Source organism: Stenotrophomonas sp. SORGH_AS_0282, assembly GCF_030818125.1.
Classification (GTDB): Bacteria; Pseudomonadota; Gammaproteobacteria; order Xanthomonadales; family Xanthomonadaceae; genus Stenotrophomonas; species Stenotrophomonas rhizophila_A.
In genome coordinates, this window is the sequence record NZ_JAUTAB010000001.1 from 331456 (window position 1) to 354929 (window position 23474).

The 23474-nt window shown below is 66.8% G+C and carries 16 protein-coding genes; 10 read left to right on the plus strand and 6 right to left on the minus strand.

The features are described 5' to 3' along the window. Nucleotides 1–8: 8 nt before the first annotated feature. The 5 genes from yccS to QE395_RS01470 all read right to left on the minus strand — a co-directional run bounded on the left by yccS (nt 9) and on the right by QE395_RS01470 (nt 12292). The gene (gene yccS / locus QE395_RS01450; protein ID WP_068854266.1) at nt 9–2186 is read right to left on the minus strand and encodes a YccS family putative transporter; all 2178 of its coding nucleotides are present in this window, start codon (nt 2184–2186) and stop codon (nt 9–11) included. A 132-nt stretch (nt 2187–2318) separates the two neighbouring features. Further along, a complete protein-coding gene (locus tag QE395_RS01455) occupies nt 2319–4376 on the minus strand; it encodes a TonB-dependent receptor (RefSeq protein ID WP_306987352.1) in 2058 nt (685 codons plus the stop codon). Between the two features lie 235 nt (nt 4377–4611). After that, nucleotides 4612–7734, minus strand: coding sequence for an efflux RND transporter permease subunit (locus tag QE395_RS01460; protein WP_184125902.1), 3123 nt, complete (start codon nt 7732–7734; stop codon nt 4612–4614). Further along, nucleotides 7731–10961: an efflux RND transporter permease subunit gene (locus QE395_RS01465; protein WP_093534898.1), complete on the minus strand. Its 3231-nt coding sequence runs from the start codon at nt 10959–10961 to the stop codon at nt 7731–7733. Before QE395_RS01465 ends, QE395_RS01460 begins: the two co-directional genes overlap by 4 nt. An 86-nt stretch (nt 10962–11047) precedes the next feature. Next, nucleotides 11048–12292, minus strand: coding sequence for an efflux RND transporter periplasmic adaptor subunit (locus tag QE395_RS01470; protein WP_306987353.1), 1245 nt, complete (start codon nt 12290–12292; stop codon nt 11048–11050). Between the two features lie 241 nt (nt 12293–12533). On the opposite strand from QE395_RS01470, the gene QE395_RS01475 reads away from it, so the two are divergent. Next, the gene (locus QE395_RS01475; RefSeq protein WP_093534894.1) at nt 12534–13850 is read left to right on the plus strand and encodes a M20 family metallopeptidase; all 1317 of its coding nucleotides are present in this window, start codon (nt 12534–12536) and stop codon (nt 13848–13850) included. Nucleotides 13851–13874: 24 nt separating this feature from the next. On the opposite strand, the gene queF is transcribed toward QE395_RS01475, so the two are convergent. Further along, nucleotides 13875–14693 (minus strand): NADPH-dependent 7-cyano-7-deazaguanine reductase QueF, encoded by an 819-nt coding sequence (gene queF, locus QE395_RS01480; protein WP_095363132.1) that lies wholly within the window; start codon nt 14691–14693, stop codon nt 13875–13877. A gap of 144 nt (nt 14694–14837) precedes the next feature. On the opposite strand from queF, the gene QE395_RS01485 reads away from it, so the two are divergent. From QE395_RS01485 to QE395_RS01525, 9 genes are all read left to right on the plus strand, one after another. Then, nucleotides 14838–15134 carry a LysM peptidoglycan-binding domain-containing protein gene (locus tag QE395_RS01485; protein ID WP_068854260.1) on the plus strand — a complete coding sequence of 99 codons (297 nt, stop codon included), beginning with the start codon at nt 14838–14840 and terminating at the stop codon, nt 15132–15134. Nucleotides 15135–15180: 46 nt separating this feature from the next. Beyond that, the gene (locus QE395_RS01490; protein ID WP_093534890.1) at nt 15181–15678 is read left to right on the plus strand and encodes a hypothetical protein; all 498 of its coding nucleotides are present in this window, start codon (nt 15181–15183) and stop codon (nt 15676–15678) included. Between the two features lie 164 nt (nt 15679–15842). Beyond that, nucleotides 15843–18068, plus strand: coding sequence for an NADP-dependent isocitrate dehydrogenase (locus QE395_RS01495; protein ID WP_306987354.1), 2226 nt, complete (start codon nt 15843–15845; stop codon nt 18066–18068). Nucleotides 18069–18366: 298 nt separating this feature from the next. Further along, nucleotides 18367–19320, plus strand: coding sequence for a hypothetical protein (locus tag QE395_RS01500; protein WP_306987355.1), 954 nt, complete (start codon nt 18367–18369; stop codon nt 19318–19320). A 2-nt stretch (nt 19321–19322) separates the two neighbouring features. Then, nucleotides 19323–19871 carry an ATP/GTP-binding protein gene (locus QE395_RS01505; RefSeq protein ID WP_068854255.1) on the plus strand — a complete coding sequence of 183 codons (549 nt, stop codon included), beginning with the start codon at nt 19323–19325 and terminating at the stop codon, nt 19869–19871. After that, nucleotides 19864–20301 (plus strand): roadblock/LC7 domain-containing protein, encoded by a 438-nt coding sequence (locus QE395_RS01510; RefSeq protein ID WP_093534882.1) that lies wholly within the window; start codon nt 19864–19866, stop codon nt 20299–20301. Before QE395_RS01505 ends, QE395_RS01510 begins: the two co-directional genes overlap by 8 nt. A 27-nt stretch (nt 20302–20328) precedes the next feature. Continuing rightward, nucleotides 20329–20688, plus strand: a complete 360-nt coding sequence (locus QE395_RS01515; protein WP_068854836.1) for a hypothetical protein — start codon at nt 20329–20331, stop codon at nt 20686–20688. 114 nt (nt 20689–20802) lie between these two features. Further along, nucleotides 20803–22539, plus strand: a complete 1737-nt coding sequence (gene aceK, locus QE395_RS01520; RefSeq protein ID WP_306987356.1) for a bifunctional isocitrate dehydrogenase kinase/phosphatase — start codon at nt 20803–20805, stop codon at nt 22537–22539. 58 nt (nt 22540–22597) lie between these two features. Then, the gene (locus QE395_RS01525) at nt 22598–23467 is read left to right on the plus strand and encodes an energy transducer TonB (protein WP_306987357.1); all 870 of its coding nucleotides are present in this window, start codon (nt 22598–22600) and stop codon (nt 23465–23467) included. Nucleotides 23468–23474 lie beyond the last annotated feature (7 nt).

A 23474-nucleotide genomic window follows, 5' to 3' on the forward strand; every position in this document is an offset into this window, starting at 1 on the left:
GCAGCCTATCACGCGGTCCCGGTCCCTATTTCGTTCGCGGCGGCGCGCAGCTTGGGCAGCAGGCGCAGCATCAGGCCGATCTGGGTGCGGATCAGCTGCAGCTTCGGCGGCATCTCATCATTGAGCTGCTCCAGCTGCTCGGCCAGGGCCCGGTCGCCCTCGTTGGCGGCCTCGTCCACCGGTTCGCGCCGTTCCAGCGCACCGGCGATCTGCTGCATGGCCTGCTGCACGCGTTCGCCGCTGGAACGGGCCAGGGGGTCCTGCGCATAGCTGTCCAGCTGCGCGCGGTGGGCGCCGAGCGCGGACAGGTGGCCGAGCAGGGTGTTGGACAGCGCCAGGAAGCGGAAGCCGGCGTCCAGGTTGCCGCGCACGTGGCCCGGTTCGCGCAGCATGTTGGACAGCGCGGTAGACAGGGCGACGTCTGCGTTGTGCATGTCGCGGCGGGCGATGCGGTAGGCCAGGTCGTCCTGCATGCCGCTGCCGTACTGGCCCAGCACCGCCTGCAGGTAGCCGGCGCAGCGTTCAAGCACGCGCGCCATGACCAGGTCGAGGCGGCGGCCCTGCCAGTCGGGCAGGATCAGGAACGCGGCGGCGGCGGCGATCGCGCAGCCCAGCAGGGTATCGACCAGCCGCGGCCAGATCAGCAGGAAGCCATCGCCGATGAGGTTGAAGCAGGTCAGTGCCATCACGGTGATCGCGGCCGAGGCGACCAGGTAGCGGTCGCTGCGGGTAAAGAAGAACAGCAGCGCGGAAAGCAGGGCGATCAACAATTCGATGCGCAGGTCCTGGAACAGCTGCATCAGCGCCCAGGTGAGCACCAGCCCGATCAGGGTGCCGGCGATGCGCTGGGCCAGCCGCTGGCGGGTGGCGCCGAAGTTGGGGCGGCACACGAACACGATGGTGAGCAGCACCCAGGAGCCGTTCTGGGCATTGAACAGGCGGATGGCGGCAAAGCCCACGATCAGCGCCAGCGCCATGCGCAGGCCGTGGCGGAACAGCAGCGAGCCGGGAGTGAGCTGCTGGCGGATGCGCACGCCCATTTCGCGCAGGGTATGCGGGTTGGTGTCGCGCAGGCGGGTGTCGACGTTGTCCAGGGTGGATTCGGACTTGGCCGCTTCGGACAGGCGGCGTTCGATGCTCTGCAGGTTGTGGCCAAGCAGTTCCAGCGAGGAGAGCAGGCGCTGCCATTGGGGGTTGTGCTGGGCGCGCAGCCAGGCGAGGGAATCGGTGAGGTCGGCGGTGGCCTGGCGGGTCCGGTCGCCGTACTGGAACGGCCGGCGCATGCGGATGGCGGTGCCCAGGTTGGCACACGCTTCGCCCTGCAGGGCGAGCAGGCGCTGGCAGCGGTAGAGCACGTCGCTGTGGAAGAAGGCGTCGGTGAGCGCGCCATAGGGGTAGTGCGAGGAACTGGCGCGTTCGTGGAAGTCCTGGGCCATGTAGTACAGGCGCAGGTACAGGCCGGATTGCACGCCCGGGCGGCCGGAGCGGCCGAACCGGGCCAGGATGGCGGTCTTGGCGATATTGAGCGCTTCGACGACGCGGCGGTTCTGTTCGGCCAAGGCCAGCTGGCGCTTCTGCACGTCGGCATCGCGCACCGGTTCGAACAGGTCGGCCTTGAGCTGAAGATAGCGGCCGAGTTCAAGGTAGAGGCGGGCGAGGCGTTCGCGCACGGGGCGGTTGGCGAACAGGGCGGTCCACAGGATGGACAGCAGGCCGTACCAGAGGGCGCCGGCCAGCAGGTGGCTGACGGCGCTGATGGCCTGGGCGCGGTCGTCGGCGCCGTGCTGTTCGAGGCCGATCATCGTGTAGATGGCCAGGGTGACGGTGGCCTGGGCGATGGAGGCATAGCGTTCGCCAAGCGCGCCGAGCAGGGTCAGGCTGAAGGTGGACAGGGCCAGCGCCGCAATGAACAGCCACGGCCAGGCGAACAGTTCGACCACGGCGGCGGCGGCCACCACGAAGCACAGCAGGGAGAGGGCGACGGATTTGGTGCGGCCCCACCAGTTGTCGTCGGTTTCGGCAATGGCGCTGGCGATGATGCCGAGGAATACGCCGGGCAGCGCAGGCAGCTGGTCCAGGTGCCAGCACACGCCCATGGCCACGGACAACGCAATGAACACCCGCAGCCCGTAGCTGGCCTTCTCATGCGCCCACAGGCGACTCAGGCGGGATTCTCGGGCGGACATGCGGACTCGTCGGGCGGTGGCGCCTCATTATTGCGTCATCGCGGTGAAGCCGACATAGCCGGTTGGTAGGTACCCCCCCCGCCGGCCTCACCGCTCGCAAAGAATGAAACGACGGGCTGTTACGCCCTTCGCTTACAGATCAAACCTGACGCTCACCGCGAACGTGCGCGGCAGGCCGATGCCGGCGTTGGACCAGTACTTCCTGTTGGTGAGGTTTTCGACGCTGGCGCGCCAGGTAACCGGGTGACCGTTGGCATGCATGCGATAACCGATGCCGGCGTTGACCAGGGTGTAGTCGGGCAGCTTGAGGGTGTTGTCGGCGTCGTAGTACACGTCGCCGTAGTAGCGGGCCAGGGCGTAGAGGCTCAGGCCTTCCACCTGCGGCACGCTGTAGTCGGCGTGCACCACGCCGTTCCAGCGCGCTGCGCCGGCGGTGCGGTTGCCTTCCTGGGTGCTGCTGTCGGGCGAGAGCTTGTCGTAGGTCGGGTCCAGCCAGGTAACGCCGCCGCCGAGGGTGAAGGCATCGGTCAGGCGGACGTCGCCGCTGACTTCCACGCCTTCGTACAGGGTGATGCCGTCCTGCACCAGCAGTTTGCCGCCGCTGGTCAGGCGGTCGATGTTGGCACCGCGCTCCAGGCGGAACGCAGCCGCGTTGGCGTTCCAGCGTGGGTACTCGATCTTGGCGCCGATCTCGAACTGCTTGCTGATGGTTGGATCGAGCACGTCGCCGGCGTTGATGTAGTCGCTGCCCACCCGGCTGCCCGCTTCCAGCGATTCGACGTAGCTGGTGTAGAGCGTAACTGCATCGGCCGGCTTGAACATCACCGCGTAGGTCGGGGTGACCGGATAGGTGTGGTAGGCGCCCTTGGTCTCGAAGTCGTTGTAGCGCGCACCGGCGAGCACCGACCAGCCGTGGCCGAAATCCACCGTATCGCTGACAAACACCGCCTGCTGTACGGTTTCGCTGCCGCGGGTGAGCTCCTGCGAACCGACGGCGTCATGGCGCAGGGTGGGGCGCTGGTAGAGGTTGCCACGGCCGATGGTGTTCCATTCGTACGGGCGGTCCCAGCCCAGCCCGGTCTGGCGCGAGACGCCGGCGACGACCTGGTGCGACAGCGGGCCGGTCTGGAAGCGGCCCTGCACGATGGCCTGGGCCAGCTTCCACTCGCTCTTGCCGCCGAGCTCGTAGACGTTGACGTCGTAGTCGCCGTTGACGTCGTCGATGTAGGCGAAGATCTTGTTCACGTCGTTCCACGACGAGGTGTAGCCATAGCTCAGGCTGGCCTTCCAGTCGTCGTTGATCTGCCAGTTCAGTGCAGTGGAGAGCAGGCTGGAGCGGGTGTCGTAGAAGGTGCCCGGAATGGCGTTGTTGACATCGCCGGCGATCGGGCGCGGCAGTTCGGTCAGGCCGATGAAGTAGTACTGCGGCGACTCCTCGCTGAGGTCGCGCTCCTGGAACACGCCATCGAAGGTCCAGGTGAGCGAGTCGCTCAGGCGTGCATCCAGCGACAGCGCGCCGACCTTGCGGTTCACTTCGCCACCGTTGAAGGTTTCGCCCTTCTCCTGGTAGGCGTTGAAGCGGTAGCCGAACATGTCTTCGTTGCCGAAGCGGCCGCCGACATCGACCTGGCCGCTGACGATGCCCTGTTCGCGCCAGCCGAGCTGCGTGGAGAAGGTGGGGGTATCGGTAGGCTTCTTCGTGACGTAGTTGATGATGCCGCCGGGCTGGCCGAAGCCGTACATGAAGCCACCCGGGCCCTTGAGCAGTTCCACCTGTTCCATCACTTCCAGCGGCCACTCGGTACCCCACGAGGACACCTGCAGGCCGTTGACGCGGTAGCTGTCGTAGCTGAGATCGATGCCGCGGTTGCGGATCGGCGAGCTCCAGCCGCTGGCATAGGCACTGACCTGGGTGACCACCGACGGGTCGGTCAGGAACGCTTCGCCCAGCGAGACCACCTGGCGCTTCTCGATATCGTCGCGACCGATGACGGAGATCGCGAACGGCGTATCGCGCACCGGGCGGTCGCCCAGGGCGCCGGTGTCGGTGTGGGTGCGTTCGGCGGTGACTTTCACCGCGTCCAGCTCGGTGGCCGAGCGGGACTGCGCGTGGGCCGCGCAGGCCAGCGACAGCGACAGGGCAAGCAGGGCCGGGCGCAGGGCGCGGCGCGGAAGTACGGAAGCAGGCATCGAGGGGGGTCCTCTGCGGACAGCAGCACACCGTCCGCGATCAGTTGAAAGCGGAAGAAGAGGGCGTGGCTGAGTCGGGGCACTGCCCGCGAAGGCGGAAACAGCGCGGTGCGCGAGGCGCGGCAGGACCGTGGCTGATGCGAATTGTTCTCTTTTGAGTGGTCCGCGTCAAATGATCGTCATGAACGCGGTAGCGCACGACCGTTGGTCGTGCGGCGCCGCGCAGCGGCGGACGTTACGCGCGTGCTGCCCGCCTTACCAAGGCCTTCTCGCGCCGGCGTGCGCGCCAGCCGCGCCAGTGCTGCTGCAGGCACGAGAAGATCACATACAGCGCCGGGGTGCTCAGCAGGGTCAGGCTCTGCGAGAACAGCAACCCGCCGATCATCGCGATGCCCAGCGGGCGACGCAGCTCGGACCCTTCGCCCAGGCCGATCGCCAGCGGCACCGCCGCCAGGATTGCCACCATGGTGGTCATCATGATCGGGCGGAAGCGCACGATGCTGGCTTCGCGCACCGCTTCCAGCGGGCTCTTGCCGTGCTCACGCTGGGCCACCACGGCGAAGTCGATCATCATGATCGCGTTCTTCTTGACGATGCCGATCAGCAGCACCAGCGCAATCATCGAGATCACCGACAACTCGGTATTGGTCACGAACAGCGCCAGCAGCGCGCCCACGCCCGCCGCCGGCAGGGTGGACAGGATCGTCACCGGGTGCACCAGGCTTTCGTACAGCATGCCCAGCACCAGGTACACGGTGATGATGGCGGCCAGCACCAGGATCAGCATCGAATTGGGGTTGAGCTGCACGTTGAAGCCGCCGCCATCGCTGATGCGGATGTCGCCGGGCAGGCGCAGCCCGTCCACGGTGGCCTTGATGATCGCCTCGCCTTCGCCGGTGCTCACGCCCGGGGCCAGGTTGTAGCTCAGGTCCATCGTGGTGTACTGGTTCTGGTGGGTGATCTGCGGCGGGGCCAGCCCGGGGACCTGGCGCGCCACGGCGGTGATCGGGATCATCTCGCCGTTGCCGGCGCGCACGTGGATCTCATCCAGGGCGCGCGGGGTGGCGGTCTGCTCCGGCAGTGCGTTGACCACCACGCTGTACTGGTTGATGTCCGAGTAGATCGTCGAAATCTGCCGCTGGCCGAACGCGCCGTACAGCGCGCCATCGATCGCGCCGACCGACACGCCCAGGCGCGCGGCCTTGGCCCGGTCGATCTCGATGTTCTGGCGCAGCCCGGCGGTATCCACGTCGGTGCCGACGTCGCGCAGCATGGGGTTCTTCTTCAGTGCGGCCTGCACCTTGGGCAGCCATTCCTGCAGCTGGGCCAGGTCGTTGCCCTGCAGCGACACGCGGTACTGCGCGCCCTGGCTGTTGCCGCCGCCGCCGTCGCTGGGAAGATCCTGGATCGCGCGCAGGCGCAGCTCCAGGTCGGGGTAGCGGTCGGCCTTGGCGCTCAGCCGTGCCAGCGCCTGCGCGGTGGTTTCGCGGCGGCCTTCCTTGCGGGTCTTCAGCTCGATGTTGAACTGCGCGCTGGACCCCTGGCGGCCGCTGCCCAAGCGCACGCCCACGGTTTTCACCGCCGGGTCGGCCATCAGCATGTCGGTGATGCGGCGCTGGCGGTTGACCATGTCTTCGAAGGACACCGTCGCGCTGGAGTTGGCACGGCCCCAGATAAGGCCGGTGTCCTGCGGCGGGAACGAGCCCTTCTTGACCGCGCCGGCCAGCATCACCGTGGCCACGATCAGCAGGATCGGGGTCAATGACAGCAGCAGCGCGTGGCGCAGCGAGAAGTCCAGGCAGACGGTGTACACGCGCAGCATGCGGTCGTGGGTGGCATCCAGGAAGCGGCCGATCCGCGAGGGCTTGTCCGGCTCCGTGTGGGCGCTGAGGAAGCGGCTGCACAGCGCCGGGGTGAGCGTGAGCGAGACGATCATCGAGACCACGATGGCGGCCACCAGGGTCACGGTGAACTCGCGGAAGAACGCACCGACCATGCCGCTGGCAAACAGCAGCGGAATGAACACGGCCACCAGCGAGGCGGTGATGGAGACGATGGTGAAGCCGATCTCGCGGGCGCCGGTCAAGGCCGCCTGCATGCGCGGCATGCCTTCGTCGAGGTGGCGCATGATGTTTTCGATCACCACGATCGCGTCATCGACCACGAAGCCGATCGCGATCACCAGCGCCAGCAGGCTCAGGTTGTTCAGGGTGAACCCGAACACGTACATCACCAGTGCCGCACCGGCCAGCGACAGCGGCACGGTGATCGCCGCGATCAGGGTCGGTGCCAGCCGGCGCAGGAACAGCGCCATGGTCAGGATCACCATCGCCAGGCTGATCAGCAGGGTGATCTGCACTTCGTGCAGCGACGAGCGGATGGTCGGGGTGCGGTCGAAATACGGGGTGAGCGTGGTGCCCGGCTGCAGGTAGTCGCGCAGCATCGGGATCTGCGCCTTGACCCGGTCCACCGTCTCCACGATGTTGGCCCCGGCGCGGGTGAACACGTACATCACCACCGCCGGTTTGTGGTCGAACCACGCGGCCTGGTAGGCATCCTGCTGGCCGTCGTAGACGTTGGCCACGTCCTTCAGGCGGATCACCCGGCCATCATCCTGGGTCTTGATCACCAGGTTGGCGAAGTCGGCCGCGCGCGCGACTGAATCGTTGGCGATGATCGCCGTAGTGGTGTTGCCATCGGTCAGGAAGCCGGTGGGCGAGGTCACATTGGCGGCACGCACCGCATTGCGCAGGTCATCCGGGGTGAGGTTGAGCGCATTGAGCAGGCGCAGGTTGACGTCCACCCGCACCGCCGGGGTGGAGGCGCCGGCGATATCGACCGACGACACCCCGCTGATCTGGCGGATGCGCTGGGCCAGCAGCGAATCGGCCACGTTGTACAGCTCATCGGCCGACTGCGTCTGCGAGGTCAACGCAATGGCGATCACCGGATCGTCGTTCGGGTTCGCCTTCTGGAACATCGGCGAACCCAGCCCGGACGGCAGGTCGGCCTGGGCCGAGTTGATCGCGGTCTGCACGTCCAGCGCGGCCGAATCGATGTCGACCCCGCTCTGGAAGATCATGAAGACCAGCGAGCTGCCTTCGGAGCTGGACGAGCGCATCTGGTCCACGCCGGGCAGCTGGCCCAGGTGGCGCTCCAGCGGCGCGGTGACCGTGGAGGCCATCGTGGTGGCGTCCGCGCCGGACTGGCTGGCGTGCACGAAGATCACCGGGATCTGGATGTTCGGCAGTGCCGACACCCCCAGCTTCAGGTAGCACATCAACCCGACCACGAACAGGCCGATGGCCAGCAGCGCGGTGCCGATCGGGCGGCGGATGAACGGGCCGGAGATGTTCACGCGCGGTCCTGTGCGGTGGCGTTGCGCAGCGCGCGCTGTTCACGGCGCTGGCGCAGCCATTCGGAGTAGCGCTCCATGTACAGGTAGATCACCGGCGTGGTGTACAGCGTGACCAGCTGCGAGATCAGCAGGCCGCCGACGATGGCGATGCCCAGCGGGCGGCGCAGCTCCGAACCGATGCCGGTGCCCAGCGCCAGCGGCAACGCGCCCAGCATGGCCGCGGCGGTGGTCATCATGATCGGGCGGAAGCGCAGCAGGCAGGCGCGGCGGATCGCTTCGTGCGCGTTGGCACCGGCGCGGCGCGCCTCGATGGCGAAGTCCACCATCATGATGCCGTTCTTCTTGACGATGCCGATCAGCAGCACGATGCCGACAATGCCATCCACCGACAGGCTCAGCCCGCACACCATCAGTGCCAGCAGCGCGCCCACGCCGGCCGGCGGCAGGGTGGAGATGATCGTGATCGGGTGGATGTAGCTCTCGTACAGCACGCCCAGCACGATGTAGATCACCACCAGCGAGGCCAGCAGCAGCCACACCACGTCGGTCTGGCTGCCGGTGAACTCGGCGGCCTTGCCGATGAACTGCGCGTGCACCTGCGCCGGCATGTCCAGGCTGGCGCGGGTTTCCTCGATCGCCTTGACCGCATCGGACAGCGAATAGCCCGGGGCGATGTTGAACGAGACCGTCACCGCCGGCAGCTGCTGCTGGTGGCTGACCACCAGCGGGGTGCTGGTGACCTTGCCTTCGGCCAGCGCCGCCAGCGGAATGATGTTGCCCGCACCCACCGGAATGCCGGTGTTCTGCGCGCCGATGCCGGTGGCGGTGGACGAGTTGGACGAGGTGACCTGGCCGAAGTTGGTGGCATTGCTCCCGGTCAGCGCGCCGGCGCCGTTGGAGGCCACCGCCAGCTGGTTCATCAGGGCGGTACTGGTGCGGAACTCCGGCGCCACTTCCAGCACCACGCGGTACTGGTTGAGCTCGGTGAAGATGGTCGAGATCTGGCGCTGGCCGAAGGCGTCGTACAGTGTGTCGTCGATGGTCTGCATCGGCACGCCCAGCACGCTGGCCTTGTCGCGGTCGATGTTCAGCTCCAGCGCACGGCCCTGGTTGGACAGGTTGTTGTCCACATCCGCCAGTTCCGGGCGCTGGCGCAGCGCCTCGGTCAGGCGGGTGGCCTGCAGCGCGACCTGCGCGCTGTCCACGTCCGACAGCGAGTACTGGTACTCGGTGGCGGCCACGCGGGTATCCAGGGTCACGTCCTGGACCGGCTTGAGGTACAGCGCCACCCCGGGGATGCCGGCCACGGCTTTCTGCAGGCGCGGCAGGATGTCTTCCAGCCCGTCGCGGTCGCCGCGCTCCTTCAGCACGATCGACAGCTGGCCCTGGTTGAGCGTGGGGTTCATGCTGCCGGCGCCGATGAAGGCGGCCACGCCGGTCACTGCCGGGTCCCTGCGCAGCGCTTCGGCCACGGCCTTGGTGCGCTGCTCCATCTGCGGGAACGCGATGTTCTGGTCGGCCTGGACCACGCCGGTGATCAGTCCGGTGTCCTGCTCGGGCAGCAGGCCCTTGGGAATGACGATGTACAGCACCACGGTCAACACCAGCGCGCCGGCGGCCACCGCCAGGGTCATGCGCTGGTGGTCCAGCACCCAGTCCAGGCTGCGTTCGTACAGGCCGACGGTACGGCTCCACACGGTCTGCTTGCCGGCCGCATGCGCACGCTCGTGCGCATCCTCGCCCTCCGGGAGCGCGTCGGGCTTGAGCAGGTAGGCGCACATCATCGGGGTGAGCGTCAGCGAGATCAGCATCGACAGCACCACCGCGATGCTCAGCACCCACGCGAACTCGTGGAACAGGCGGCCGGTGACGCCAGGCATCAGCAGCAGCGGCAGGAACACCGCCACCAGCGACACGGTGAGCGAGAGCACGGTGAAGCCGATCTGGCGCGCGCCGATCTCGGCCGCTTCCGGGCCGCTCTTGCCCTGTTCGATATAGCGCACGATGTTCTCGATCATCACGATCGCATCGTCGACCACGAAGCCGGTGGCCACCACCAGCGCCATCAGCGACAGGTTGTCCAGCGACATGCCAGCAAACGCCATTACCCCGAACGTGCCCGCCAGCGACAGCGGCACCGCCACCGAGGGAATGATCGTGGCCCACAGGCGGCGCAGGAACACGAAGATCACCGCCACCACCAGCCCGATGGTCAGGATCAGGGTGAACTGCACTTCATGCACGGAGGCGCGGATGGTCTCGGTACGGTCGGAGAACACTTCCAGGTGCACGTCGGCCGGCAGCACGTTCTGCAGCTGCGGCATCAATGCGCGGATGCGCTCCACCGTCTGCACGATATTGGCACCGGGCTGGCGGCGGATTTCCAGCAGTACCGCCGGCTTGCCATCGGCCCAGGCGGCGAGCTGGTCGTTCTCCACGCCGTCGACCACCTCGGCCACGTCCGCCAGCCGCACCGGCGCGCCGTTCTTGTAGCTGATGATGGTCTCGCGGTACTCCGCCGCGCTGGTCAGCTGATCGTTGGTGCCGATGCTGTAGGACTGGGTCTTGCCGTTGAGCGAGCCCTTGGGCGCATTGACGTTGGCCTGGGTCAGCGCGCTGCGCAGGTCTTCCAGGGTCAGGCCCATGTTGGACAGCTGCGCCGGGTTGACCTGGATCCGCACGGCCGGGCGCACGTTGCCGGCGATCGACACCAGGCCCACGCCCTGCACCTGCGACAGGCGCTGGGCCAGGATCGAGTCGGCGTAGTTGTTCACATCGCGCAGCGGCCGCGTGTCGGAGGTGAGCTTGAGGGTGATGATCGCCGCGTCGGCCGGGTTTACCCGGTTGTAGACCGGCTGGTACGGCAGCGATGACGGCAGGGTGGCCTGGCGGATCGCGGCCTGCACGTCCTGTGCGGCGATATCGATGTCCCGGTCCATCGAGAACTGCAGGATGATCGTGGACAGGCCTGCCGACGAATCGGAGGTCATCAGCTCCAGCCCGGAGATCTGCCCGAACTGGCGCTCCAGCGGCGTGGTGACCAGCGAGGCCATGGTGGTCGCATTGGCACCCGGGTACTGGGTGGTGACCACCAGGCTGGGCGCGTCGATTTCCGGCAGCGCCGACACCGGCAGCTGGCGGTAGCCGAGGATGCCGAGCAGCAGCAGGCCCGCCATCAGCAGCGAGGTGGCGATGGGGCGGCGGATGAAGATCGTCGAAAAGCCCACGGGCGGATCCTTGCTGTTACGTCAGACGGCGATGCGGGAGGCGAACGCCGGCCACCTGGCCGGCGTTGGGGACACGGCGTGCGCGGTCAGCGCGGGCCGCCGCCACGACGCCCACCGGGGCCCTGTTTCTGCGCGGCGGCCTTGAGTTCGGCCTCGGTCGGCGCGGCCGGCGTCTCGCCCGGCTTCAGCGCGGTGACCTTGCTGCCCGGCTTGAGCCGGAACTGGCCTTCGCTGACCACGCGCTCACCGCCCTTGAGGCCTTCGGTGATCTGGATGTTGCTGTCGCCCACTTCCACGCCGCTCTTCACGGTCTGCATGGCCACCGTGTTGTCCGGCTTGACGATATAGACGTACTCGCCATCGGGGCCGCGCATGACGGCCTGAGTGGGAATGACCACGCCGCCGGCAATGGTGCGCAGCTGCATGCGCACGTTGACGAACTGGCCCGGCCACAGGGTGTTGTCTTGATTATCGAACAGGGCGCGCGCGCGGAAGGTGCCGCTGTCGCTGCTGATCTGGTTGTCCACCACGTCCAGCTTTCCGCCATCGGTGAGTACGTGCGAGTCGTTGCGGTCCAGCGCGGCGATGGTCACCGGGCCGGCCTGCTGGGCCTGGCGCACGTCCGGCAGCTGGCGTTCGGGCAGGTTGAACACCACGTGGATCGGATGGATCTGGGTCAGGGTGACCAGCGCGGTACCGGCGCTGACCACGTTGCCTGCATCCACCGCACGGATGCCGGCAATACCGGAAATGGGCGCGGTCACGCGGGTGTACTGCAGCTGCACCTGGGCCGCGCGCATGCTGGCCTCATTGGCCGCCACCGCGCTTTCGTACTGGGCCACCTGGTTGCGCTGGGTGTCCAGGTCGGTCTTGGCGACGTACTGGCGGTATTCGGGCGAATTGGAGCGCTGGTAGTTCGAGCGCGCCGTGGCCAGCTGGGCCTGGTTCTGCTTCTTGGCCGCCGCCGCTTCGTCATAGCTGGCCTGCAGCGTGCGAGGATCGATCTGCGCCAGCAGGTCGCCCTGCTTCACTTCCTGGCCTTCCTTGAAGTTCAGGCTGATCAGCTGGCCGCCCACCTGCGGGCTTACGGTCACGGTGTTCATCGCGCTCACCGTGCCCAGCGCGCTGGCGTAGACCGGCACATCCTGGCGGGCCGCGTCGATCACCGTCACCGGTACCGGGCCGGTATCGCGTTCGCCGTCCTTGCCGGCCTCGGCCTGCGCCCCTGGCTTGGCATCCTTGCCCTTGCCACCGTTGAGCAGGTGCATGCCGACCAGCCCCACCACCAGCACTGCGATCACCAGCAGCACGATCTTCCAGAAACGCGACATTCAAAACTCCTGAGGCTGGCGAAGGGCGGGGCCCGGTTGGCAGTGGCAAAGCATACCCGCCACCCGTGTCCTTTAATGCATGACAAATGGGACGGGCGGTCAGACCCGCAAGCGCCGACAAGGTTCAACCGACGACGGTTGCTTTTCCGGACAACGTTCCCGGGCGCCGAAAGTTACAGCGAAAACCACCCTGATGCCCTACATTCAGGTTCAAGCCCCTGGAACCCCGTCGGAGACCCGAATGCCCCGTCTGTCGCTGCTGCTGTCCGCCCTGCTGCTCGCCTCGCCCGCGCTGGCCGCTACCGCCCCGGCAGAACGCCCGGAAGTCACCGCCGCCGCCGCTCGTCTGCAGGCCCAGGTAGTGCAGTGGCGCCGCGACTTCCACCAGCACCCGGAGCTGTCCAACCGCGAAGAGCGCACCTCGGCCAAGGTGGCCGAACAGCTGCGTGCGATGGGCCTGAAGCCCAGGACCGGCATCGCCCATCACGGCGTGGTGGCCATCATCAAGGGCGGCAAGCCCGGCCCGCGCATCGCCCTGCGCGCGGACATGGACGCGCTGCCGGTGACCGAACAGACCGGCCTGCCGTTTGCCTCCAAGGCCACCAGCACCTATCGCGGCGAACCGGTGGGCGTGATGCACGCCTGCGGGCATGACGCCCATACCGCCACCCTGCTTGGCGTGGCCGACGCGCTGGTGAAGATGCGCGAGAACCTGCCCGGCGAAGTGATGCTGATCTTCCAGCCTTCCGAAGAAGGCGCGCCGCCGCCGGAAGAGGGCGGTGCCGCGTTGATGCTCAAGGAAGGCCTGTTTGCCGACTTCAAGCCGGATGCCGTGTTCGGCCTGCACGTGTTCTCCAGCGTCCAGGCCGGGCAGATCGCCGTCCGCGGTGGCCCGCTGATGGCGGCCTCGGACCGTTTCGGGATCAAGGTGATCGGCCGCCAGACCCATGGCTCGGCGCCGTGGAACGGGGTCGATCCGATCGTGGCCACCGCTGACCTGGTGGGCACCGCGCAGACCATCGTCAGCCGCCGCTCCAACATCTCCAAGCAGCCGGCGGTGGTGTCCTTCGGCGCGATCAAGGGCGGCATCCGCTACAACATCATTCCCGACGAAGTGGAGATGGTGGGCACCATCCGCACCTTCGACGAAGGCATGCGCCAGCAGATCTTCGCCGACCTGCGCAACGTGGCCGAGCACACCGCCGCCGCGCATGGCGCCAAGGCGGAGACGGAAATCTTCGAAGCCGAAGGCAACCCGGCCACGGTCAACGACCCGGGCCTTACCGCGCGCATGCTGCCCAGCCTGCAGGCCGTGGTCGGCGAAGCCAACGTCTACGAGCCGCCGCTGCAGATGGGCGCCGAAGACTTCTCGCTGTACGCCCAGCAGGTGCCGGGCATGTTCTTCTTCGTCGGCTCCACCAGCGAAGGGATTGACCCGGCCAAGGCCCCGGCCAACCACTCCCCGAAGTTCCTGCTCGATGAGAAAGCGCTGGATGTAGGCCTGCGGGCGTTGTTGCAGGTGAGCCTGGATTTCCTCAACGCGCCGAAGCCGGGCTGAGGTCGCACGACCAACGGTCGTGCGCTACTGGCGCAGGTCGCGGACCGTCCGCGCCGGCTGCTCGATGCCGGCGCTGGCCCGCCACGGGTTGATGTCCAACCCGCCGCGGCGGGTGTAGCGCGCCTCTACTTCCAGCCACTCCGGCTGGCAGCGCAGGGTGAGCTCGTTGAAGATGCGCTCCACGCACTGCTCGTGGAATTCGGCATGCTCGCGGTAGCTCACCAGGTAGCGCAGCAGGCCTTCGCGGTCGATGCGCGGGCCGCGGTAGCGCACGCTCACGCTGGCCCAGTCCGGCTGGCCGGTGACCGGGCAGTTGGACTTGAGCAGCGCCGAACTCAGGGTCTCGGTCACCACCTGGCCGGCATTGGCCGACAGGTACTCCGGCGCCGGCGGGCCGTAGCGCTCGATCGCCACATCCAGCTCATCCAGTGATTCGCCTTCGGCCGCTTCCACCAGCAGCGGCACCCCGAACACCACGTTCACCACCGCCCCGGCGCAGGCCGACAGGTCACCGGCAATGCGCTGGCGGGCCTGCTCGTCATCGTCAAAGCGCGTGCTGTTGAGCGAGTTGAGGTAGAGCTTGAACGACTTGGATTCGATCAGGTTCGGCGAGGTGCACGGCACGCTGATGGTGGCCACTGCGACGCGTGGCTTGCCGCGCCGGTCCAGCCAGCTCAGCTCATAGGCCTGCCAGCGGTCATGGCCGACGAACGGCAGGTTGGCCTCGTCCACGCCGATCTCCTCGCGCGCGGCGCGGCGCGGGATCGGGAAGAGCAGGGCGGGATCGTACTGGGAGGGGTAAGCAACCTCGCGACCGAGGCTGGAGTCCTGGGGGGTATTCATGGCGCCATTTTAGCGTGGCCGGCGGCCCCTCCAGCGCCCCGTTCAGAAATACGTCCAGCGTCTTCACGCCTGCGCCATGCCCCATTAACAAGGCCTGTGACACCGTGCGATCCAGGTCGTTCTATTCAAGACGGGAGCGTGTGGATGAGTACCGACAAGAAGGCCGATTTCTCCGGCGTCACCTCCAGCGTGGATACCACCGCGCAGAAGGTGGAAAAGGCAGATTTCTCCGGCGTGACCGCTTCGGTGGATACCACCGCCGAAAAGGTGGGGGGTAGCACCTACACCGTAAAGAGTGGTGACTCGCTGTCGAAGATTGCCAAGAACGAGCTGGGCGATGGCAACGCCTGGAAGAAGATTTTCGAGGCCAACCGTGACGTGCTGGATGACCCCGACAAGATCTTCCCGGGCCAGACGCTCAAACTGCCGCCTAAAGACTAAGCCCGCTCCGCCTGCTGTCCATTATTGATTCCCAGGGAGGAATTCCATGAAGAAGACGTCCATCAGTACCGCCGTACTTGCTGCCCTGCTGGCCACCGTTGCCCTGGCCGGCTGCAAGAAGAAAGAAGAAACCGTCGACAACAACGCGCAGCCGGCTGCCCCGGTAGCGACGACGCCGGTCGAACCCGCCGCACCGCAGCCGATGACGGCCGCCGCGCCGGTCAACGTTTCCGGCGTAACTGTCGGCAAGACCGCCGCAGCCGACAAGACCGTCGCGTCAGCAGCACTGTTTGCTCCGAAAGACGTGATCATCATTTCGGTCCGCACCGCAGGCACGGCCACCAACGCCAACGTTGGCGCCAAGCTGACCTATCAGGACGGCCAGGTGGCGGGCGAACAGAGCCAGGTGCTGAACACCACCGGCGATGAGACCACCAACATAAGCTTCACGAATGCCAATGGCTGGCCGGCGGGCAAGTACCGCGCGGAGGTCACGGTAGATGGTAAGGCGGCCGGAACGCCGCAGGAGTTCGAGGTCAAGTAAGTCCCGCCGACTCTCTCCCGGCACGGGCTCACGATGGACGCAGCCGCGAGGCTGCGTCTTTTTTTTGCCACACAGCGTTCCAATACCACCGCGTATGGCCCCGCTTTGCTCCCCGGGGCTGAAACCGCGACAATGCGGGGGTTACCCGGAGAGCACTGTCCCCCATGTCGAACACGCCCAAGATTCTGTACACGCTTACCGATGAAGCCCCGTTCCTGGCCACCCAGTCGCTGCTGCCGATCGTCGAGGCCTACACTGCCACCGCCGGCATCGCAGTCGAAACCCGTGACATCTCGCTGTCCGGCCGCATCCTGGCGCTGTTCCCGGATTTCCTGAAGGACGACCAGAAGGAAGCCGACCACCTGGCCGAACTGGGCCAGCTGGCGACCACCCCGGACGCCAACATCATCAAACTGCCCAACATCAGCGCCTCGGTGCCGCAGCTCAAGGCGGCCATCAAGGAGCTGCAGGACCAGGGCTATGCCCTGCCCAACTACCCGGACGTGCCCACTGACGACGTCTCGCGCGACATCAAGGCGCGCTATGACAAGGTCAAGGGCAGTGCGGTGAACCCGGTGCTGCGCGAAGGCAACTCCGACCGCCGCGCGCCGCTGTCGGTCAAGAACTACGCCCGCAAGCACCCGCACCGCATGGGCAAGTGGTCCAACGAATCGAAGTCGCACGTCTCGCACATGGACGGCGGCGATTTCTACGGCAGCGAAAAGTCGACCACCCTGGCCGCCGCCGGCAACCTGAAGATCGAACTGCAGCAGGCCGACGGCACCACCGTCGTGCTGAAGGAAAAGACCGCCGTTAAAGCTGGTGAGATCGTCGATGCCGCGGTAATGAGCCGCAACGCGCTGGCCGCGTTCGTGCAGGCGCAGATCGCCGATGCCAAGGCCAAGGGCGTCCTGTTCTCGCTGCACCTGAAGGCCACCATGATGAAGGTGTCCGACCCGATCATGTTCGGCGTGGTCGTCGAAGAGTTCTACAAGGACGTGCTGGCCAAGCACGCCGACGTGCTCAAGCAGGCCGGCTTCGACCCCAACAACGGCATCGGCGACCTGTACGCGCGCCTGCCGCAGCTGCCTGAAGCCACCCAGGAAGCGATCAAGGCCGATCTGGCTGCCGAATACGGCAAGCGCCCGGGCCTGGCCATGGTCAATTCCGACAAGGGGATCACCAACCTGCACGTGCCCAGCGACGTCATCGTCGATGCCTCGATGCCGGCCATGATCCGCGACTCCGGTGGCATGTGGAATGCCGATGGCAAGCTGCAGGACACCAAGGCTGTCATTCCTGACCGCTGCTACGCCGGCGTATACCAGGCCGTGATCGACGACTGCATCGCCCACGGCGCGTTCGACCCGGCCACCATGGGCTCGGTGCCGAACGTCGGCCTGATGGCGCAGAAGGCCGAAGAATACGGCTCGCACGACAAGACCTTCCAGATTCCGGCCGACGGCACCGTGCGCGTCACCGACGATGCCGGCAACGTGGTGTTCGAACACGCCGTGCAGACCGGCGACATCTGGCGCATGTGCCAGACCAAGGACGCCCCGATCCAGGACTGGGTCAAGCTGGCCGTCAACCGCGCCCGCCTGAGCAGCACCCCGGCCGTGTTCTGGCTGGATGCCTCGCGCGCGCACGATGCGCAGGTGATCGCCAAGGTCGAAACCTACCTCAAGGACCACGATACCAACGGCCTGGACATCCGCATCCTGGCTCCGGTGGAAGCGACCGCGTTCTCGCTGGACCGCATCCGCAAGGGTGAAGACACCATCTCGGTGACCGGCAACGTGCTGCGCGATTACCTCACCGACCTGTTCCCGATCATGGAACTGGGCACCAGCGCCAAGATGCTCTCCATCGTGCCGCTGATGGCCGGTGGTGGCCTGTTCGAAACCGGCGCCGGTGGTTCGGCTCCCAAGCACGTGCAGCAGTTCGTGGAAGAGGACTACCTGCGCTGGGATTCGCTGGGTGAATTCCTGGCCCTGGCTGCCTCGCTCGAGCACCTGGGCAACCGCTACGACAATGCCGGTGCGACGGTGCTCGCCAAGACCCTGGACCAGGCCAATGGCCAGTTCCTGGACAACGACAAGTCGCCCTCGCGCAAGCTCGGTGGCATCGACAACCGTGGCAGCCACTTCTACATCGCGCTGTACTGGGCCCAGGCCCTGGCCGCGCAGGACGACGATGCCGCGCTGAAGGCCCGCTTCGCCCCGCTGGCCAAGGCGCTGTCGGACAATGAAGCGGCCATCGTCGGTGAGCTGATCGCCGCGCAGGGCAAGCCGGTCGACATCGGCGGTTACTACCGCCCGGACGTGGCCAAGGCCAGCAAGGCGATGCGCCCGAGCAGCACGTTCAACGACGCACTGGCCGCGCTGTAAGCCTTCAGCCACCGGCACCAAGGCAGTAACCGAGGAACCCGCGCCTGGCGCGGGTTCCTTTTTTTTTGCCCGCAAATACGTGACACCCGTCCGGGTGGTTCTGGCACTCTCTCGCCAGCCGCAACAGGTAAAGAAGGCATGAAACCTGCATGCTGCCAAGGCGCGCATACCGGAAGGATCCGACCGTTTCGCCAACGCGAAGTGAGCAATCCGTCACCGATCTGCGCGAGATCCTTGGCATAGGCTATCGGCGAGCGTTCCGCAGTAGCTGTGATCTCTCACAAGCCAGGGGAAGGGCATGGCCAGGGTGCTGGTGGTCGGATCGGATGTCCAGGGAGAACGGGCGTTGCTGCAGCGCCTGCGCGTGGCCGCCTCGTTGCCGGCCGATACGGTACGCAGCTGTCGCGACCTCGACGAGTGCGACCTGCTGGTGATCAAGGACACGCCGGCACTGCGCAACGCCGCGCTGCGCATGGTGCGCGAGCGACCGCGCATCCAGGTCTGGGTGGAAGACCAGAACGGGCAGTTGCACCAGGGACAGGGCGATGATTACGGCGTACTCGACGACCACGCCATCGAAGACGCCTTGCGGCAGATGCCTGGTGCGCCGCTGCGGATCGACGAACCGTGCACGGCGCAGGGCGCCAAGGCGATCACCCGCGCGCTGCGCGAGCGCCTGCCCGCGCGGCAGGGCCACGCGGTGCTGGTGCTCAACGAAGTGCCCACCTTGCTGTTGGATTTCGCGCAGGACCAGATGGTGGTGCTGCCCGGTACCGACCCCTGCAGCCTTGCCCAGCTTCTGTCAGATCAGTTTGAAGCGCTGTCACTGCACGGGCTTTCCGAACGCCGCTACCAGGAACTGGGCGGCGCGCTGCCGCGCCAGCCGCTGCGCCCGCTGCTGTGGCAATGGGGCCAACGCCCCGCGCATTGGCATGACCTGGATGCCCGGCTGCAACGCGGTGCGCGGGTGAAGCTGCTGCGCTGGCCCGACTTCCGCGTGCTCGGCCACCAGCACGACAGCTTCCGGCTGTGTTCGCTGCTGCTCAAGCGCGCGTGCAGCGTGGACGAGTGCGCCACCCTGCTGGACGTGGCATCGGATGCGGTACGCAGCTTCGTGCACCCGGCGTACCTGTGTGGCTACGCCGCGCTGGAAGATGCGCCAGCCAGCAGCGTACCGCTGCGCGCAGGGGAGGGCGGCGGCACCCTGCTGGCCCGGATGTGGCGCAGCGTTCGCCAGCGTGGCGGGGGCTGAGCGTGCGCGAACACAAGATCGTGGTGCTGGGAGGCATGGGGTGCGGGAAGTCGACCCTGGTGCGCGCCATCGCCGCAGGCGCGGTGGTGGATACCGACGTGCACAACAGCGACCGCGCCGGCGCCGACAAGGCCTCTACCACGGTGGCGATGGACTACGCCGATATCGACCTGCCCAACGGCGACCGCCTGCGACTCTACGGCACGCCCGGGCAGCAGCGCTTCGACTTCATCTGGCCGATCCTGCTGAAGGGCGCCAGTGGCGTGGTGCTGCTGCTTGATGCCACCCGTCACACGGCAGTGGAAGAACTGCAGGGCTATCTGGGTGTGCTGCGCGAGCATGCCACGCAGGTGCCGGCCGTGATTGGCGTTTCGCGCATGGACCTCGCCCCGGACTTCGACCTCGATTCCTGCGCGACGGTCGCGGGTTGGGATGACCGCCTGCTGCCGGTGATGCCGGTGGACGCACGCGAACGCGAACAAGGACTTTTCCTTATGGACGTGCTGATGAGCGAGATGGAAACCCGCGACCTGGTGCTGGCCCATGGCTGACGGACAGGATGTGCGCCGGCTCGATCCGGCCGTGCGCGACCGTGTTGCCCGGCACCTTCAGGCGTTCGCCGACACGCTCAATGGGGTGCGCAGCGCGGTACTGGCCAGCGTGGATGGCTTCGCACTGGTGCCGGCCGCCGGCAGCCACGGTAACGGCGAGCGCCTGGCGGCAATGACCAGCGCGATGCTGGCACTGGCCGCCGCCGTGGGCCGCGAGCTGTCGCTGGGCGAACTGGAAGTGCTGATGCTGGAAGCCGGCGAGGGCAAGGTGCTGATGCTGGCGCTGCCGTGCGCGCCCGCACCGCTGTTGCTGATGGCCGCCTGCGACACGCGCTGCGTGACCGGCAAGGTGCTTTGGAGTGCAAAGGAATGTGGCCGCAACATCATGGCCGAACTCAGCGGATCACGAGCCGATCCGCAGGGGAACTAGGGGCTCGATAACCAAATGGGGTGCAACATGGCAGGTGTGAGCGAAACCTTGAGCGCGCTGATGACCATCGACGGCGCGCAGGCGGTGGCACTGGTGGACTATGAAAGCGGCATGCTGCTGGGCGAAGCCGGCTCGGGCATGGACATGGAAGTGGCGGCAGCGGGCAACACCGAAGTGATCCGGGCGAAGATGAAGACCGCCGCGTCGCTGAACCTCAACGACACCATCGAGGACATCCTGATCTCGCTGGGCAAGGCGTACCACATCATGCGCCCGGTGGCCTCCAGGAAGGGCCTGTTCCTCTACCTGGTACTGGACCGCAACAAGTCCAACCTGGCACTGGCACGGCGCCGGGTGCAGGACGTGGAGGCCTCCCTGGCGCTGTGAGACCTGACGCTGCTGCCGGCCACCCCGGGTGGTCGGTGGCAGCCCGGGATGGGATCGCTTGCCGGCCATGGGCCGGCCCCACTATGGTTGGGGTGGTCTTCCCGGTTGCCCTGCATGCCTGTTGCCCCATCCCCTGATGACGAAGCGCTCGCCACGCGGTTGGCGGCACTGATCCGTGATGCCTTCGAGGATTACCACGCGCGTTTCGCCGGGGTGACGCGCCGCGCGCGGGTACGCTTCGAGACCCGCGACTGGAACGGGGCGCGGCAGGATGCGGTGGAACGCATCGGGCTGTATGACCGCTGCATTGCCGAAACGGTGGATGTGCTGCGGCGGGCAGCGCGTGAGGCCGTGGGTGAGCGCGCGCTGTGGCTGCAGATCCGCAGGGCCTACGCAGGCCTGGTGGGTGGGTTGATCGACGCAGAACTGTACAAAACCTTCTACAACACGCTGGCCCGGCGCCTGTTCGCTACTGAAGGCGTGGATGCCGCAGTGGAGTTCATGGCGATGGATGTGGAGCCATCCGACGCAATCACCCATCCGGTCGCGCGGCATACCTACGCGCTGTCGGCGACGCGGCCGGCCGAGGCCTTCATGCGGGTGCTGGGTGACTATCGCTTCGATGTGCCCTATGCGCACCAGTTGCGCTGTGCGGCGGCCATTGCCGTGCGCCTGCAGGACGACCTGCAGCATTGGGGTACCCAGCCCGTGCGCAGCATCGAGCTGCTGGATACCGTGTTCTACCGCGAGCGTCGCGCCTACCTGGTGGGGCGGGTGTTCGGCGAACACCGCTTCTCACCGTGCGTAATCGCGCTGGTCAACGACGACAACGGCCTGCGTGCCGAAGCCGTGCTGACCCGGCGTCGCGATGTGGCGCACCTGTTCGGCGTGTCACGCAGCTACTTCCAGGCCGACCTGGCCACGGTGGGAGATGCGGTGGTGTTCCTGCGCAGCCTGCTGCCGGCCAAGCCGATCGATGAGATCTACACCGTGCTGGGCCGCGCCAAGCAGGGCAAGACAGAGCGCTACCGGACCTTCTTCCGCCACTTCCAGGACCATCCCGACGAACAGCTGGTGCATGCCGATGGCACACCGGGCATGGTCATGGCCGTGTTCACGCTGCCCAGTTACCCGCTGGTGTTCAAGCTGATCCGCGACCGCTTCGCCTGGCCCAAGACCATGACCCGGCACCAGGTCGAAGAAAAGTACGCGCTGGTGTTCAACCTGGATCGCGTCGGGCGTCTGCTGGACGCGCAACCCTACCGCCACCTGCGCTTTCCCAAGGCCCGCTTCTCGCCGGCGCTGCGCGAAGAACTACTGAGCCAGTGCGCGGCCAGCGTGCGTGAGGACGGCGATTCGCTGGTGATCGCGCTGTGCTATGTGCAGCGTCGTTTCCGCCCGCTCAACCTGTACCTGCGCGAGCAGACGGCCGAAGCCCGCCGTGCCGCCGGGTTGGATTACGCGCAGGCCATCACCGACATGGCACGCAACAACATTTTCCCCGGTGACATGCTGCCCAAGAACTTTGGTGTATCGCGGCATGGGCGCGCGGTGTTCTATGACTACGACGAGCTGTGCCTCGTCAGCGACTGCGTGTTCCGCGCCTGGCCGACACCGCGCAATGCGGACGAAGCCATGGCCGATGAGCCGTGGTTCCACGTGGGCCCACGCGATGTGTTCCCGGAGCGCTTCGCACCCTTCATGGGGTTGCCCGCCGACGAGCTTGCCGCCGTGCGCGAACACCATGCGCATCTGTTCGACCCGCACTGGTGGCAAGGGTTGCAGGCGCGTTTCGCGGCCGGCGACTATCCCGATACGCCGCCCTATGCAGCCCATCATCGCCTGGCCTGATTTCCCCCTGACACATCACTGGGCTATCCTCGGGGTTCATCCACAAGGAGCAGGTGAGATGCGTTATCCCCATATTCTGGCGTTGGCCCTCGCATTGGGCGGCACCGGGCTGGTCGCGACAACCGATACCGCTGCACAGACCGCGCGTTCGGTGCGTGAGACCGCCGAAGCCAGCATGACGCTGACCGGCAAGATCGATATCGGTACCGACGGGCACGTCACCGGCTTCCAGCTGGACCACGCCGACACGCTGCCTCCCGATCTGGCGGCATTCGTGCAGCGCCAGGTGCAGGCATGGCAGTTCCAGCCGATCGTGGACAACGGCACGGCGGTCGCCACACAGACGCCGGTGACCCTGCGCCTGCTCTCCCAGCCCGGTCCGGGCGGCGCGGGCGACACCGTGCGCGTGGCGGGTGCGAGCTTCAGCAAGTACGACCCGGAAAACACCAGCCGGGTGACCTCCAGCGAGCTCCGCTTGCCGGCCTATCCCAGGAATCTCGCTGCCATGCGCGCCAAGGGCGAAGTGCTGCTGCTGGTGAAGGTCGGCCGCGACGGTACCGTGGACGATGTGGTCGCCGAGCAGGTGAACCTGCGCGTGGTGGGCAAGGAAAACCAGATGCGGCAGGTGCGCAACGAGTTTGCCCGTGCATCGGTGTCCGCGGCGCGCAGCTGGACCTTCCGCCCGCCGACCACCGGCAGGCTCAAGGACGCCGAGTCGTGGACCGTGCGGATCCCGGTCCGCTACATGATGGGCGAACGCACACCTTACGGCACGTGGGAAGCCTATATTCCCGGCCCGCGCGAGCGCGCGCCGTGGCGCAACTCGCAGGCCGGCGAGGACGCCGCACCGGACCTGCTGACTGCGGGCGGCATCTACATGGCCGACCTGGATGACGGTCCGCGCCTGCTCACCCCGTTGGGCATCTGATCACAAG

What these genes read in the sequence shown, in the direction of transcription:
- QE395_RS01490 (WP_093534890.1), top strand. Translation starts at nt 15,181, where the DNA reads ATGAAGAAGACGTCCATCAGTACCGCCGTACTTGCTGCCCTGCTGGCC.
- QE395_RS01470 (WP_306987353.1), bottom strand. Translation starts at nt 12,292, where the DNA reads ATGTCGCGTTTCTGGAAGATCGTGCTGCTGGTGATCGCAGTGCTGGTG.
- QE395_RS01455 (WP_306987352.1), bottom strand. Translation starts at nt 4,376, where the DNA reads ATGCCTGCTTCCGTACTTCCGCGCCGCGCCCTGCGCCCGGCCCTGCTT.
- yccS (WP_068854266.1), bottom strand. Translation starts at nt 2,186, where the DNA reads ATGTCCGCCCGAGAATCCCGCCTGAGTCGCCTGTGGGCGCATGAGAAG.
- QE395_RS01485 (WP_068854260.1), top strand. Translation starts at nt 14,838, where the DNA reads ATGAGTACCGACAAGAAGGCCGATTTCTCCGGCGTCACCTCCAGCGTG.
- queF (WP_095363132.1), bottom strand. Translation starts at nt 14,693, where the DNA reads ATGAATACCCCCCAGGACTCCAGCCTCGGTCGCGAGGTTGCTTACCCC.
- QE395_RS01510 (WP_093534882.1), top strand. Translation starts at nt 19,864, where the DNA reads ATGGCTGACGGACAGGATGTGCGCCGGCTCGATCCGGCCGTGCGCGAC.
- QE395_RS01500 (WP_306987355.1), top strand. Translation starts at nt 18,367, where the DNA reads ATGGCCAGGGTGCTGGTGGTCGGATCGGATGTCCAGGGAGAACGGGCG.
- aceK (WP_306987356.1), top strand. Translation starts at nt 20,803, where the DNA reads ATGCCTGTTGCCCCATCCCCTGATGACGAAGCGCTCGCCACGCGGTTG.
- QE395_RS01525 (WP_306987357.1), top strand. Translation starts at nt 22,598, where the DNA reads ATGCGTTATCCCCATATTCTGGCGTTGGCCCTCGCATTGGGCGGCACC.
- QE395_RS01475 (WP_093534894.1), top strand. Translation starts at nt 12,534, where the DNA reads ATGCCCCGTCTGTCGCTGCTGCTGTCCGCCCTGCTGCTCGCCTCGCCC.
- QE395_RS01515 (WP_068854836.1), top strand. Translation starts at nt 20,329, where the DNA reads ATGGCAGGTGTGAGCGAAACCTTGAGCGCGCTGATGACCATCGACGGC.
- QE395_RS01495 (WP_306987354.1), top strand. Translation starts at nt 15,843, where the DNA reads ATGTCGAACACGCCCAAGATTCTGTACACGCTTACCGATGAAGCCCCG.